Origin of the sequence: Salipiger sp. PrR002, from assembly GCF_010500775.1 — a bacterium.
Taxonomy (GTDB): domain Bacteria; phylum Pseudomonadota; class Alphaproteobacteria; order Rhodobacterales; family Rhodobacteraceae; genus Salipiger.
The window spans coordinates 1-12,534 of sequence record NZ_JAAGOU010000053.1; the positions used below are offsets into that span (position 1 = coordinate 1).

A 12,534-nucleotide genomic window follows, 5' to 3' on the forward strand; every position below is an offset into this window, starting at 1 on the left:
CCAAAATCACCACCTGCAATGTCGCGCTGTTTCACCAGCGGTGTCGCTGCACAAAGGCTGCCGGTCCCGGCGTGCGGATGAAGAAGACCCGCGAAGGCTACAGCTTCGAGGGCTCGCCCGAGCAGATCGAGCGCATGAAGAAGCGGCTGCGCTGACGTGGCCGTCGAAGCCGCCCACAGCGACTTCACCTCCCCAACTGGATTGCCCCTTCGGCTGGCAATCATCAACTCCGGTCGCTGAACCGCCGCTTGTAGCGGGAGACGGGAGTCCTTTCTCAGGCAACCGCCGTTCATACGACATTCAGGCCATCCCTTCCGGCTTCGGCCCCTCGGATAGGAAGGCACATGGCTTCAAGCCGATGCAGTGCTTCAAGAACTCACTGCGCGACCACACCGGCTATTGCGCCCACAATCTGGCTGAAGTCGAGCTTGATTGGCCAACTGAGTGAAAGTCACCGCGCAATCTCGCCAGCAAACACCGCCCGTCCGTGCACCGCCAAAGTTGCTGAAAACCTCTGGCACCCAAACTTGCGGATCACATCGAGTACCCGCGCTTCGTAGGCAGCGTGTCCGATCAAGCGACACAAGTCGGACGCGTGGAACTGGCGGTTCGCAGTTGGTGCGGCTTGCATCTGTCTCAGCAATTCGCGCTCTTTGGGATCCGTTATTGGTCTCGCGGGCGGCTTGACCGCGGGACAAGTTGGAGTTCCCCACGAATTTCGCCATCGGCGCATGAAGCCAAGCAGGAAGCCGGCCGGCACCCTGCCGTTGCCTCGGGATCGGTTGAAGGCGAGGAAGCGATCCCAGATGACCTGGGTGTCGATGTTCCAGCAGGGCAACGTGGCCTTCGCCGCTTTGATGAGCTCTGCCCAACTGGTCTGAAAAACGTTCGAACTCGCGGTGATATCGATCAGCCCTGAGAAGATAGTTTTGTTATTATTATCTCTAGATAGTGATGTGTCGTCTTCACCTGACACGAGATCATGGGGTTCACTCTCCTTGTCGAAGGCGGAAAACCGAAAGATCCAGGGCGCGAACTTGCCATTCGGCTTCGCCCGCTCGAGCTGCAACTCCGACGTCTCAAGTTCGCTCAAAAGAACCGAAAGATATTGTCGTGAAACACCCATCCTCTCCGCTAGGGCAGAGAGGGTGAAGGCTGCCGTTCCGCGCGACAAACCGTTGTAGCCATCCTTCCAGGCGATGGCATCGAGGATGAGGGTAGCAAGCTTGTGCGCTGCAACAGAGAGATTTGTCTGCGTGATCCGTCGCAGGATCAGGCCGGTCGTAGGTTCCATGGTCGAGGTCTCCTTGGAGAACCGACGCCATGTCGTGAGACAACAACATTCTTGCCAGCAAAACAACTTTGCTGGTTGCAGGTGTTTTAGCGGTGCGCTAGGAAACTCTTGTTCACGGAGTTTTCTAGCACGGCGTCAGGCTTCACGGTCTGGCGTCGTCTCCTTTTCGGGGGTTTTGCACAGCCTTACGTGCGGGGTTGAGATGACGCGCGCGGCAAAACCGCGCGCAGATTTTGTCAGTAGCGAACTTCTTCAGAACCATAGTTCCCGGCGTGATCACGCCAGTCGACGAAGACGGAACGGTAGAAGTAGCTGCCACATCCATTCGGGATGCTCAGGCCGGATGCGGCTGGCACCTGGCCCACGGTGGATCTTGTCCATCGGTAGTCGCCCTGCACGCCGTAGGACCCCAATCGCGTCGAGTCGCTGCGATTGCAGTCGCCATCTCGGTTTTCATGCTGGCGGTACTGGATGTGATAGACCCGTATGCTGCGCACGAAATCAAAGGCGTCGCCTGAGATGTCGATGTCAGCTTGCTCATCTGCTTGGACGTGAACAAGGGGTATCGGAGTCGATTCCTGCGGTTCGGGCGGATCGCGGAACGTGGTGTCATTAAGGCGTTCCATAGGCGACATCGGGCTGGGATCGTTGAACGACACACCCATCGGACACCGCCAGATTTGTAAGGGCGGCTCGATCGGCCATGGTGTGATCCGCCGAATGAAGACCGCTCTGGCATGCGCGCAGGGCGCGGAGGCAGGCCAGCCGCCCGCAAGGCAGAGGAGGATTGCACAGTCGACCTGATAGGCTTGAGCCGGACCTGACGAGGCCATTAGTCCGGATATGGTTAGTGCCGTGGCTGTTGCCACGCTGTGGATCACGTGCTTCATGATGCCGACTCCATCTATAATGGTGCAGCGATACGAAACAACATTAATGATAGCAAGAAGATTTGATTGATGGTTGCTTGCGACTGTTCGCTTGTGTCGCTTGACCGCTTCCAAGATCTGACGCCGGTTCTGGCTGCTTCTGCGTCTTGAAAGTGGCCAAAATTGCGGACCCCTTTCACGTTAGCTGCTAAACAAACGTCTGTTACAAAGGGGAAATTGGGTGTTCCAATGTGGCCGCGAAAGTGGTCACGGAAGGACAGATCGAATGAGCCCTCCAAACCGCGTGGCGCAGCGCTCGTGGCCTCGGGAAGGGCTGTATCGGGAAACTGCCGGGCCCGGCTCTCCGCATGGAATCCGGGATCAGAAGGGCGGGAGCAGCCAGCGAGCCGATTTGGGGCCCAAGTTGGGATCGAGCATGAGCTTGAATATCTATGTCAGTATCTGATACGATTGAGCATGGATAGGAGAGTCTGATGCCAAACGTCCACCTGACCGAACCGATGCAGAAATATGTGCAGGCGCAGATCGAGTCCGGCGCCTACGCCAATCTGAGCGAAGTCGTGCGCGCCGGCGTAAGGATGCTGATGGAGAAGGATGGCGCCCGGCAGTTCTATTCCCTCAAGGCCGACCTAGAGGAAGCAGCCTCCCTGGCCGAAAATGGGGATTTCGCCGAGTTCGATGCTCATGCCTTCGAACCGGATGCGTTTGATCGCTGACCCACATGACTATTCGGCTTTCCGGTCGGGCCAGGGCCGACCTTGAAGAGATCCGTGCCTACACCGTCGAAACTTGGGGTAGGGATCAATGGCTCGTCTATTACCGCCAGTTGGTTAACGCCTTCGAGCAGATCACCGGGGATCCCGACCGGGGTCGGGACAGGAGTCTCTTCGTTCCGGGGATGCGGTCCGTCAACTGCCAACGTCACGTGATCTTCTACAAGCGGCTAGATGCCGCGGATGGGGCGGCAGTCATCCTGCGCATCGTGCACCAGCGCCGCAACATGCCCGCGCTCGTCTACTACGAGGGTCTCGACGGCGGTTAAGCTCTTGCGTTTCCTCATTTCAATGGCTCGACCAGTCTTCCATAGTCTTCACTGACCTCGTGAAACGCGCGTTGGCGCCCGGCATTGAGGCAACGGAAGTAGTCCTACACATCGGCAAAGTGGATCTCAAAATCGCTCAAACCCGACCAATTTGAATGTTGGAAGCGCTAAGAATTACTGCTTCGATACCTGGTCATCACGCGAGCACTCAATTCCCATTGTGATCATGTTGATGTGGCTCGGTTTTTGTGCGCTGAAGAAACCAATGCTCAAAGATCAATACACAAGCCATGATCGCGAATGCGACCACTACAATCATTGGATCGCTCTGCCACTTTAGTGAAGCGAATACGACAAGCACGATCGCGTCGAGACCGATTGCAGTCAACATGATCCATCCATGCGCAGAAAGCTCGGCCCTAAGGTTTCGGTACACTCCCCAGTGAATAACCATATCCATTACAAGGTAAAAGAAGGCCCCCATAGAAGCTATTCGGCTAACGTCGAAGAGAATGGTCAGCAGGCTCGCAATCACTACTGTGTAGATCAGTGTATGGTCGCGGACTCCGCCTGACATCCCAAAATGACTGTGCGGGATCAATTTCATCTCTGTCAGCATTGCCAACATACGAGATACCGCAAAGATGCTGGCAATCACGCCTGATGCAGTTGCGATCAAAGCGAGCGCGACGGTCAGATAGAAGCCCGTTTCCCCAAGGGACGGTGCTGCCGCTTCCGCGAGCGCATAGTCTTTTGCTTCGACGATCTTGCCAAGCGGCAAGCTGCTTCCCACCGCAAATGCTACCAAGAGATACACCACTACGCAGACCGCCAATGAAATGATGATCGCGCGTCCGATGTTGCGGTGTGGGTCCACTATCTCGGCGCCGCTGTTGGTGATTGTCGTGAACCCTTTGAATGCCAGAATTGCCAACGCTGTGGCACCAACAAATCCACTGAGACCCTGTGAAGCTGTTCCATCTCCTGTTGTGCCAAAAGTAAACCCGCCGGCCCAAAGCGCAGAGATCCCAAACAGAGTGATACCGCCAACTTTCAGTACGGCGAGCAATTGGGAAATCCAGCCTACAGAGCGGTTGCCCGAGATGTTGACGACATAGGCTGCGATAATGAGAGCAACGCCTATTGCCGGAACCAGTAAGCCATCTGGTGCAATGCCCAGTCCACGGAGCAAATAGTTTGCGAAGGTCCGTGCGACTAGGCTTTCGTTAATGACCATTGACAGAGCCATAAGCAAAGCCGCTGCAGCGGCTACGGCGGTTGGTCCATAGGCCTTTTGCAGGATCATTCCAATTCCGCCAGCTGACGGGTAGGCATTGGACATTCTTATGTAAGTGTAAGCGCTGAAGGCTGTAACGATGGCTCCAACGATGAACACAAGTGGAAAGGTAGGGCCGGCCAGTTCCGCAATTTGGCCTGTGAGTGCCAGAATTCCGGCGCCAATCATGACACCAGTCCCCATGGCGACGGCATCCCAAAGAGAAATGCTGCCCGCTTTATAGTCGCTATTCATCGTCGATCTGCTTTCTATTTTTGAGGGTCAAAAAGACAAAAGGCAGTGCTGTCACAACCCCAAGTCCTATCGTGATCCATTCAGCCGTTCCCCAATCCCCTGACATGGCCACAGCTCCAAAATGGGCAAGAACAAAACTCGCCGGCAAAATCCCGGCAAAAGTTGCCAGCATGAAGCGCCATAGATGAAGTTGGCTCAAGCCCGCAACATAGCTGATTGCATCGAAAGAAACGAATGGAAGCAGGCGGGACGCAAACACTGATAACATCAGAGCCTTTTGCGACCCCAACAGCCCGAACTCTGAATATTTACCCAAAAAACGCCGAACTGTGCTTCGACCGAGTTTTCGCGCGATGACAAATGCGATTGTAGCACCGAGCTCCGAGCCTATGGCTACGTAGGCGGCTCCGAGATAGTGGCCAAATGCAGCCCCGGCGGCTAGTGCGATTGGTGCGCTCGGTATGGGGCTTGCGACAATCGCGAGGGCCATGAGTGCAATAACCGCGAGGGGGCCAACGGCTCCGGCATTTTCAATATGGCGCTGCACTTCAGCCTGTGAAAAGGCGACCCCAAGATTGCTCAGAGAAACCGTGCCCGAAAAAAGGCCGAAAACTGCAAGAGACAGAACAGTTGCTATCGCCAAACAACCAATCAGGCGACCATATCCCCATGCTTGCACGATCATGTGACCGTGAACTGCGCCATCATTCCTCCATCTTCGTGTTCAAGGATGTGACAGTGATACATGAAGGGATTGGCGCGATCTGCCGTCTGCTCAAAGCTGACCAGGATATCGACACGGCCATTTACGAGCACGGTATCCTTCCAGCCAGAATTTTGTATGCTTGGTTTCTTTCCGTTTTCGGCGAGCACCTGAAACCTCACGCCATGAACATGAAACGGGTGCATCATCATGTTTGAGGAGACTTGCCAAATCTCGGTCGCCCCCTTCGAAAGAGACAAGTCTATCCTCCCCATGTCGAAGGACTGCCCATTGATCGCAAACCGATCATTCGACCTACGCATCATCATGCCCATCCCCATTGGCATATCGAGTGTGATCTGACGTGTATTGACTGATCGGGCCTCACTGTCAGGCAGGACGCCGCCCAAGTCGGCGGGTATTTCCAGAATGCGGGCAGGAAGTCTCACATCCACACCAAAGGGTAGAACTACGAAGCTCCCCCCAGCAGTGCTCGCGCCGCCCATCATCCCACCCATCATCTGATTGGGATTTGCAGAGGATACCAGCGTGCCAGCCTCTCCTCCCGAAAAATCGACGAGGACTTCGTATCGTTCGCCGGGAGCGATCACGAGGGACTCAATTGCGACAGGTTGATTAAGATAGCCACTGTCCGTCGCGATGAGGTGCATCTCGCGACGGTCAGAAAACGATAGGGGATAAATCCTCGCGTTCGAGCCGTTGAGCAAGCGCAAACGGACAATACCGCGAGGGACGACAGCCTGGGTGCCTAGCTGACCGTTAACAAGAATGACATTTCCCATGAAACCCATCATCTGATCTGGCATAGACAGGCCATAATCGATGCGGCCCTGCCGGTCGAACCGGCGGTCTTGCAGAACCAATGTCAAATCATCGACGCCGTATGAGATCGGGAGACCCCGAGCATCGTCCCGACCGTCATCAACGTGGATCACACCGGCCAATCCCCTTTGAACTTGTCGTCCGGTGTCGCCATGAACGTGCGAGTGGTACCAAAGAGTAGCGGGTGGTTGTGTCAGATCCAGTTCGGGAGACCAAGTCGTGCCCGGTTCAATCGTCTGGTGTGGGCCGCCGTCAACTTCGCCGGGTATCAGCATACCGTGCCAGTGCACCGAGATTTTCTCTGACAGCGTATTGTCGATCTGTGCTTGCGTCGAAGCTCCTGCGGGAAGACGTAGTGTAGGCCCCAAAAAGGATTGGTTGAACCCCCAGGTTTCGCCGCCGCCCAGTCCTGTAAAATCGGTCTTGCCCTTTTGGGCAGTCAGACGGAAATGCCGATCGCGGGTTGCGTCGAGCAATGGTGGCATAGCCAACGCCCTGACACTCTCCTGTGCGATGGCCGCCAGCGGACCTGTGGCAAACGGCAGGCCAGCCAAGCCGGCGATGAAGGCTCTACGATTGGTCATGGTATAGCTTGTGTCTCACGCTAGCTCACTTGGGAGGGCGGCCAGTGCGGCTTCTCTTGTTACTGTCGGCAGACCTTGCTCGATCCAGCCGGATCTCCCCGGGGCGCCAAGCATCCCGCCTACGGCGTCAACAAAGCCGGCAGCTTTCGCTTCACGCAACTTGCTCATTACGAGACCTGAGCGATGGCCGGTCCGACAAATCAGGGCGACCGGGCGTCCCGCAGCAAGATCGCGGGCGGCGAAGAGGCGCTCCCCGAACCGCGGATGGGTCATGTCGATTGGCCACGCCCCCTCCGCGACGCCGGTATCTTGCCATTCCTCGGGTCTGCGGATGTCCACAAGCCTTGCCAAATCGCTTTTCAGCGCATCATGGAGAGTATCGAGCGCCCATACGTCATGGTTGTCAGCCCAAGCTGGCGAATAGGCAAGCAAGGTGCTCGATGCGAACAGGCCAAAAGTTTGACGGCGGCTCAGCATGGTCTGCCTCCTCAGTTTAGTTTATGCGTTGTCAACCGCAGATCGCAGCATATCGCGCACCTGCGCGGCGACTTCGTGCAGCTTCTCATTCTCGACAGCGGCCATCGAAGCCACAGGATCAACAGCGCTGATTTCAGTGCCGTTTTCGACCGTCCGCAAGATCACGTTGCAAGGCAGCATCGATCCTATACGGGGCTCCAGCCCAATGGCCTCCCATGCCATATGAGGGTTGCACGCACCCAGAATGCGGTATCCATCCATGTCGCGGTCAATCTTTTTCTTCATTGTTGCCTGGACGTCGATTTCGGTCAGTACACCAAATCCCTTTTCTTTCAGGGCTTCGCGCAGGCGCATCTCCGCATCATCAATCGCCGTATTGGGCAGATGTCTGTTGTAGGTATAACTCATTTTGAGCCCTCTCGATCTTGTTCAGGCAAACCCAAAGCGCCGAACCGTTGACGGGCTTGCCTGAATGGGGAAATTCTGAACGACGGGGTTCAGTTGTCTTGGTCCGTCATCATTCCGGGATTTGCTGTCATACCCTGTGCCATGTTGTCGGCAGGGGCGACTATTTCGCCTTGAGAAATCTGGCCGTCGCCATCAGCATCGAGCATCTGGAAACGATCGACCATGGTCTCGCGCATCGCCTTGGCGTGAAGCGACGCGAATTCGTCAATCGAGAGCGTGCCGTTACCGTCGGCGTCATAGTCCGACAGCATCGACTGAAGGCCCTCATGCGCCTCTTCGGGAGACACTGCGCCGTTTCCATCCATATCGAACATTGACATCATGTTGCCCCCCATCATCGGGAACATACCTTGACCGGTTGTGCTTGGTCCCATGATGCTGCCGTTTCCGCTCATCATGCCCGAATGCATTTGCATCATCATGCGCATCATGCCGTGCATCATCTGAAGATGCTCGGCCATCTGACTGGGATCCATCATGCCGCCACCCATCAGCATTCCGGGCCCGCCCGTCCCTGCCATCGGTTGAGCAAGTACATTGGGAGAGACGCTTTCAGCGCCCGCAGCTTGGTGATGGCTGTCATCGGCGAGCGCAGCACCTGCTGTGAGAACGGCAACCAGAAGACCGGTAGAAATTTTTGTTGAGTAGGACATTTTGAAGCCTTTCCTTCTTTTGACCTCATACAACTTGGCATCAAACATTTGAATGTAAGGACGTACACCCGTGGATTTGTATCCGTCTGTCGCAATGGACAGGGGCTGATACAATTGGCGACAAAAAGGAACCTGACCGTCTGATTTCCAATGCTTTAGAAGGGCCCCATGCAACACGCGCCACATATTCTCGTCGTGGATGACCATGAACAGATCCGGAAAAGTGTAACCCGCTATCTGGAAAAGAATGGCATGCGAGCAACCGCTGCCAAGGATGCGGCGGAGATGGACGCGAAGCTGGCTGTCGGAAGCTTCGACCTACTGGTCCTGGATATCATGATGCCTGGCGAGGATGGCCTTTCCGTTTGCCAACGTCTGTCAAGCGAAGGGCGACTGCCGATCATCATGTTGACCGCGCTCGGTGAAGATGCGGACCGTATTGTCGGTTTGGAGATCGGTGCGGACGATTATCTTCCCAAGCCGTTTAATCCACGCGAACTCCTTGCGAGGATCAAAGCCGTCCTGCGAAGAAGCGAGCACAAAGAAGCCTTCACCGGATCTCTGAGCGGCCGCAAAGTCCGCTTTGCACACCTTACCTTGGATGTAGACCGGCAGGTGCTTCTCGACGACGCGGGACAAGAGACCGCTCTTACGGTCGCAGAATTCAAACTGCTGACGGTCCTTCTGGAGCGCCCTCGGATGGTGTTGAGCCGCGATCAGTTGCTAGATCTTTCTCAGGGCATTTCCGCTGGTCCGTTGGACAGGAAAATTGACAACCAGATTTCGCGCCTTCGGCGAAAGCTCGAGCCCGACATTCTCCGTCCACGTATTATCAAGACGATCAGAAGCGGCGGCTACTGCCTGTCGGTCGACGTCGAGGTGTCCGAATGATCTGGCGGCTCCTACGATCTCTCCGGATCCAACTCGTTCTTCTCATCATTATCGCGTTGGGGATCGCACAGTTTGTCAGCCTGTGGCTCTTCGCCGATGAACGAAGCCTCGCCATACGGGCTGCTCTTGGGTTTGAGGCAGCTGGACGAGCGGCAAATGTTGCGCGCTTGATTGAAGAGGCACCCGCTGACCTGCGCCCATCAATTATCCGCGCGGCGAACTCGCCCCTTGTTCGCTTTGACCTCGGGACGAAGCCGCTTGTGCAACATAGCGACCATTCGGATGGCGGGTTGGTTGAAACCCGCGTCCGCGCACTCCTGAACGACAGCTACAGTCGCGACATTCGTGTAGAGCTTCACCAGATCCAAGGCGCGATCCTGCCGCTACCGAACCTGTCGCACGAAATGACCGAGATGCACTTGGCCATGATGCGAGGTGAACTGTCCGCTATCGAGATGAACCTTTCAATTTCGATCGCCGGTGGCCAGTGGTTGAACGTAAGTACGCGCTTTGAGCGTCCGCCGATCCAGTGGCCGCTTTATTCCATGCTGACATTTGGTCTGACGGCAATGGCCCTGTTGGTCGCAGTGAGCTGGTTTGTCATGACCGGACTGCTGGGCCCTCTGCGGCGATTGGCCGGGGCGTCGGAACGATTGGGGCGTGGAGAAGACATAGACGCGTTGCCAGAACGGGGACCCCAGGAGGTTCGGGAGCTGACCGCTGGTTTCAACCGCATGCAGGACAGGCTGACACGGTTCGTTGCCGACCGAACGAGGGTTCTGGCGGCCCTTGGACATGATCTTCGATCTCCGCTTACCGCAATGAGAGTACATTCAGAAATGGTAGAGGAAGACGAAACCCGAGAGAGTCTCGTCGCAACCGTCGAAGAAATGCAGTCGATGGTGGAAGCAACCCTTACCTTCGCGAAAGGTCTCTCAGGGAACGAACCAATGCAGGATGTTGACCTGCAATCGTTCCTAGAAGCTCTGCGGGGGGATATGGTCGTACCGTTTGTGCTCTCTGACGGCCCCGAAGTCACGGTTCGATTGCGCCCCAATGCCATTCGACGGGCATTGCGAAACGTGATCGAGAACGCGGTGCGCTACGGCGGGTCCGCAACGCTGGGCTGGATATCAGCCGATGGGGAAATAGAAATTTCCGTCACTGACAGAGGGCCGGGGATTCCAACCGCAGAATTGGAACGCGTATTTGACCCATTCTTCAGGCTTGAAGAAAGCCGATCTCTGGAAACCGGCGGGCATGGGCTGGGCCTGTCGATCGCAAGGTCCATTCTTCGCGCGCAGGGTGGGGAGATCAGTCTGGCGAACCACCCGGACGGCGGGCTTATCGCGACAATTCGATTGCCAGTTGCTGAAACATGAAATGACAGAAAAGGAAACCGACATGCTTAGACTTACCAACACAACCGCAGCATTCACGCTGTTCGCGACGGCCGCCATGGCGGACCCAGGCGGAGATTATTACGGCCACATGTGGGGCGGTGGATTTGGAATGCTGGGAGGGCTGATGATGATCGTGTTCTGGGGCGTGATTATTGCGCTGATATTCTTCGCCGTTCGCTGGTTCAGCGAAAAGGACCGTGTTTCCGGGTCTAGTGCTCAGGACATTCTCAGGGATCGCTTCGCGCGCGGTGAGATTGATGAAGACGAGTATCGCAAGCGCAAGGCCGCTTTAGACGACTGAGAAACTGATCACCAGTCGATCCCACTGCCAAAGATCATGAGGCTCCTATGACCCCGGAACTCGGCCATTTTGTGCTGGCCCTCGCATTGGCGTTGGCCATCGTCCAATCGACTATTCCTCTTTTCGGCGCGGCCCGGGGCAATCTTCTCTGGATGCGTTCAGCCCGGTCAACTGCTTTTGGGCAGGTCGTCTTCGTCGGACTTGCCTTTGCCGCCTTGATGCGCGCTTTTGTTGTCTCTGATTTCACTGTTTTGAACGTCGCGAACAATTCGCATTCGCTGAAACCAATGATCTTCAAAGTCGCGGCGACTTGGGGAAGTCATGAAGGATCGTTGCTGCTCTGGGTCTTCATTCTGACCATCTTCGGTGCTGCGGTTGCTGCTTTCGGCTCAAACCTACCGGAAACACTTCGAGCGCGAACTTTGGCAATGCAGGCATGGATCAGCGTCGGGTTTCTGTCCTTCCTTCTCTTTACATCCAATCCGTTCGAGCGCGTCTTTCCTCCGCCGCTTGATGGCGCTGACCTCAATCCTCTGCTCCAGGATATCGGCCTCGCGATGCACCCGCCGCTGCTGTATTTTGGATATGTCGGCTTCTCGATCGTCTTTTCGTTTGCAGCCGCAGCCTTGATCGAGGGACGGATCGACACAGCCTGGGCAAGATGGGTTCGACCCTGGACACTGGCCGCGTGGATCAGCCTGACTGCGGGGATAGCTCTCGGATCGTGGTGGGCATATTACGAACTGGGTTGGGGTGGATGGTGGTTCTGGGACCCGGTTGAAAATGTCAGTTTTATGCCCTGGCTTCTCGGGACAGCACTTCTCCATTCGGCGATTGTCACTGAAAAGCGTGACGCGTTCAAAAGCTGGACAATCCTGCTCGCGATCTTGACGTTTTCGCTGTCACTCCTCGGCACATTTGTGGTTCGGTCTGGCTTGCTGACCTCTGTGCATGCTTTTGCCGTGGATCCGGAGCGAGGCCTATACATTCTTGGCCTGCTTGCGATTTCAATTGGTGGCTCACTTGCACTCTATGCGTGGCGGGCGCCAATGATGGAAGGTGGCGGGTTGTTTAAGCCGATTAGTCGAGAGGCAGGGTTGTTGCTAAACAACCTGATCCTGGCTACAGCGACTGGCACGGTTCTGTTCGGTACGCTTTATCCGCTGTTTCTCGAAGCCGTTTCTGGTGACAAGATTTCCGTCGGTCCGCCGTTCTTCAATGGCGCGTTCGTACCAATGATGCTCCCCTTGGTTTTTGTCATGGGTCTCGGGCCGTTTTTGTCCTGGAAACGAGCCGATCTGGTCGGAGTGCTTCAACGTGTCCGCTTCGTGGTGGTGCTGGCGGTGCTGGCAACGCTCGCAATTTGGTATTTCGCCAAAGGCGGGCCCGTGTTGGCATATCGTAACCGCCCGATTGAGACCGCAGGTTACTTCTGAAGCATAGGGGCGACCAAG

Annotated in this window: 13 protein-coding genes and 1 pseudogene; 6 read left to right on the forward strand and 8 right to left on the reverse strand. The window is 56.0% G+C overall.

The window, feature by feature from the left end; genetic code table 11:
• Positions 1 to 451 precede the first annotated feature (451 nt).
• Together G0A00_RS25220 and G0A00_RS25225 are read right to left on the reverse strand one after the other, a co-directional pair.
• The gene (locus tag G0A00_RS25220) at positions 452 to 1,294 is read right to left on the reverse strand and encodes a hypothetical protein (protein WP_028095406.1); all 843 of its coding nucleotides are present in this window, start codon (positions 1,292 to 1,294) and stop codon (positions 452 to 454) included.
• A 236-nt stretch (positions 1,295 to 1,530) separates the two neighbouring features.
• Positions 1,531 to 2,184 (reverse strand): hypothetical protein, encoded by a 654-nt coding sequence (locus G0A00_RS25225; RefSeq protein ID WP_051693628.1) that lies wholly within the window; start codon positions 2,182 to 2,184, stop codon positions 1,531 to 1,533.
• A gap of 473 nt (positions 2,185 to 2,657) precedes the next feature.
• Between G0A00_RS25225 and G0A00_RS25230 the strand changes: the two genes are divergently transcribed.
• Entirely contained in the window at positions 2,658 to 2,900 is a 243-nt protein-coding gene (locus G0A00_RS25230) for a type II toxin-antitoxin system ParD family antitoxin (RefSeq protein WP_028095408.1), read from the forward strand.
• Between the two features lie 5 nt (positions 2,901 to 2,905).
• Positions 2,906 to 3,226, forward strand: coding sequence for a type II toxin-antitoxin system RelE/ParE family toxin (locus G0A00_RS25235; protein ID WP_028095409.1), 321 nt, complete (start codon positions 2,906 to 2,908; stop codon positions 3,224 to 3,226).
• A 208-nt stretch (positions 3,227 to 3,434) separates the two neighbouring features.
• On the opposite strand, the gene G0A00_RS25240 is transcribed toward G0A00_RS25235, so the two are convergent.
• From G0A00_RS25240 to G0A00_RS26655, 6 genes are all read right to left on the reverse strand, one after another.
• Positions 3,435 to 4,757, reverse strand: a complete 1,323-nt coding sequence (locus tag G0A00_RS25240; RefSeq protein ID WP_028095410.1) for an APC family permease — start codon at positions 4,755 to 4,757, stop codon at positions 3,435 to 3,437.
• On the reverse strand, positions 4,750 to 5,442 hold the full coding sequence (locus tag G0A00_RS25245; RefSeq protein ID WP_028095411.1) for a TVP38/TMEM64 family protein: 693 nt from the start codon (positions 5,440 to 5,442) through the stop codon (positions 4,750 to 4,752). The genes G0A00_RS25240 and G0A00_RS25245 overlap by 8 nt, the downstream gene beginning before the upstream one ends.
• On the reverse strand, positions 5,439 to 6,887 hold the full coding sequence (locus tag G0A00_RS25250; RefSeq protein WP_028095412.1) for a multicopper oxidase family protein: 1,449 nt from the start codon (positions 6,885 to 6,887) through the stop codon (positions 5,439 to 5,441). Before G0A00_RS25250 ends, G0A00_RS25245 begins: the two co-directional genes overlap by 4 nt.
• A gap of 15 nt (positions 6,888 to 6,902) precedes the next feature.
• On the reverse strand, positions 6,903 to 7,364 hold the full coding sequence (locus G0A00_RS25255; protein WP_035367136.1) for a rhodanese-like domain-containing protein: 462 nt from the start codon (positions 7,362 to 7,364) through the stop codon (positions 6,903 to 6,905).
• 21 nt (positions 7,365 to 7,385) lie between these two features.
• On the reverse strand, positions 7,386 to 7,772 hold the full coding sequence (locus tag G0A00_RS25260; protein ID WP_009573613.1) for a DUF302 domain-containing protein: 387 nt from the start codon (positions 7,770 to 7,772) through the stop codon (positions 7,386 to 7,388).
• A gap of 89 nt (positions 7,773 to 7,861) precedes the next feature.
• Positions 7,862 to 8,692, reverse strand: coding sequence for an EF-hand domain-containing protein (locus G0A00_RS26655; RefSeq protein ID WP_229861857.1), 831 nt, complete (start codon positions 8,690 to 8,692; stop codon positions 7,862 to 7,864).
• Here G0A00_RS26655 and G0A00_RS25270 point away from each other — a divergent pair.
• From G0A00_RS25270 to G0A00_RS25285, 4 genes and pseudogenes are all read left to right on the forward strand, one after another.
• Positions 8,654 to 9,376, forward strand: coding sequence for a response regulator (locus tag G0A00_RS25270; RefSeq protein WP_009573615.1), 723 nt, complete (start codon positions 8,654 to 8,656; stop codon positions 9,374 to 9,376). The genes G0A00_RS26655 and G0A00_RS25270 overlap by 39 nt on opposite strands.
• A complete protein-coding gene (locus tag G0A00_RS25275; protein ID WP_028095414.1) occupies positions 9,373 to 10,758 on the forward strand; it encodes an ATP-binding protein in 1,386 nt (461 codons plus the stop codon). Before G0A00_RS25270 ends, G0A00_RS25275 begins: the two co-directional genes overlap by 4 nt.
• A gap of 22 nt (positions 10,759 to 10,780) precedes the next feature.
• Positions 10,781 to 11,080 carry an SHOCT domain-containing protein gene (locus G0A00_RS26450; protein ID WP_198431755.1) on the forward strand — a complete coding sequence of 100 codons (300 nt, stop codon included), beginning with the start codon at positions 10,781 to 10,783 and terminating at the stop codon, positions 11,078 to 11,080.
• A 47-nt stretch (positions 11,081 to 11,127) separates the two neighbouring features.
• Positions 11,128 to 12,480, forward strand: a pseudogene (locus G0A00_RS25285) (heme lyase CcmF/NrfE family subunit); the annotation flags it as partial.
• Between the last annotated feature and the right edge of the window lie 54 nt (positions 12,481 to 12,534).

What these genes read in the sequence shown, in the direction of transcription:
- G0A00_RS25220 (WP_028095406.1), bottom strand. Translation starts at nt 1,294, where the DNA reads ATGGAACCTACGACCGGCCTGATCCTGCGACGGATCACGCAGACAAAT.
- G0A00_RS25225 (WP_051693628.1), bottom strand. Translation starts at nt 2,184, where the DNA reads ATGAAGCACGTGATCCACAGCGTGGCAACAGCCACGGCACTAACCATA.
- G0A00_RS25230 (WP_028095408.1), top strand. Translation starts at nt 2,658, where the DNA reads ATGCCAAACGTCCACCTGACCGAACCGATGCAGAAATATGTGCAGGCG.
- G0A00_RS25235 (WP_028095409.1), top strand. Translation starts at nt 2,906, where the DNA reads ATGACTATTCGGCTTTCCGGTCGGGCCAGGGCCGACCTTGAAGAGATC.
- G0A00_RS25240 (WP_028095410.1), bottom strand. Translation starts at nt 4,757, where the DNA reads ATGAATAGCGACTATAAAGCGGGCAGCATTTCTCTTTGGGATGCCGTC.
- G0A00_RS25245 (WP_028095411.1), bottom strand. Translation starts at nt 5,442, where the DNA reads ATGATCGTGCAAGCATGGGGATATGGTCGCCTGATTGGTTGTTTGGCG.
- G0A00_RS25250 (WP_028095412.1), bottom strand. Translation starts at nt 6,887, where the DNA reads ATGACCAATCGTAGAGCCTTCATCGCCGGCTTGGCTGGCCTGCCGTTT.
- G0A00_RS25255 (WP_035367136.1), bottom strand. Translation starts at nt 7,364, where the DNA reads ATGCTGAGCCGCCGTCAAACTTTTGGCCTGTTCGCATCGAGCACCTTG.
- G0A00_RS25260 (WP_009573613.1), bottom strand. Translation starts at nt 7,772, where the DNA reads ATGAGTTATACCTACAACAGACATCTGCCCAATACGGCGATTGATGAT.
- G0A00_RS25270 (WP_009573615.1), top strand. Translation starts at nt 8,654, where the DNA reads ATGCAACACGCGCCACATATTCTCGTCGTGGATGACCATGAACAGATC.
- G0A00_RS26655 (WP_229861857.1), bottom strand. Translation starts at nt 8,692, where the DNA reads ATGGTCATCCACGACGAGAATATGTGGCGCGTGTTGCATGGGGCCCTT.
- G0A00_RS25275 (WP_028095414.1), top strand. Translation starts at nt 9,373, where the DNA reads ATGATCTGGCGGCTCCTACGATCTCTCCGGATCCAACTCGTTCTTCTC.
- G0A00_RS26450 (WP_198431755.1), top strand. Translation starts at nt 10,781, where the DNA reads ATGCTTAGACTTACCAACACAACCGCAGCATTCACGCTGTTCGCGACG.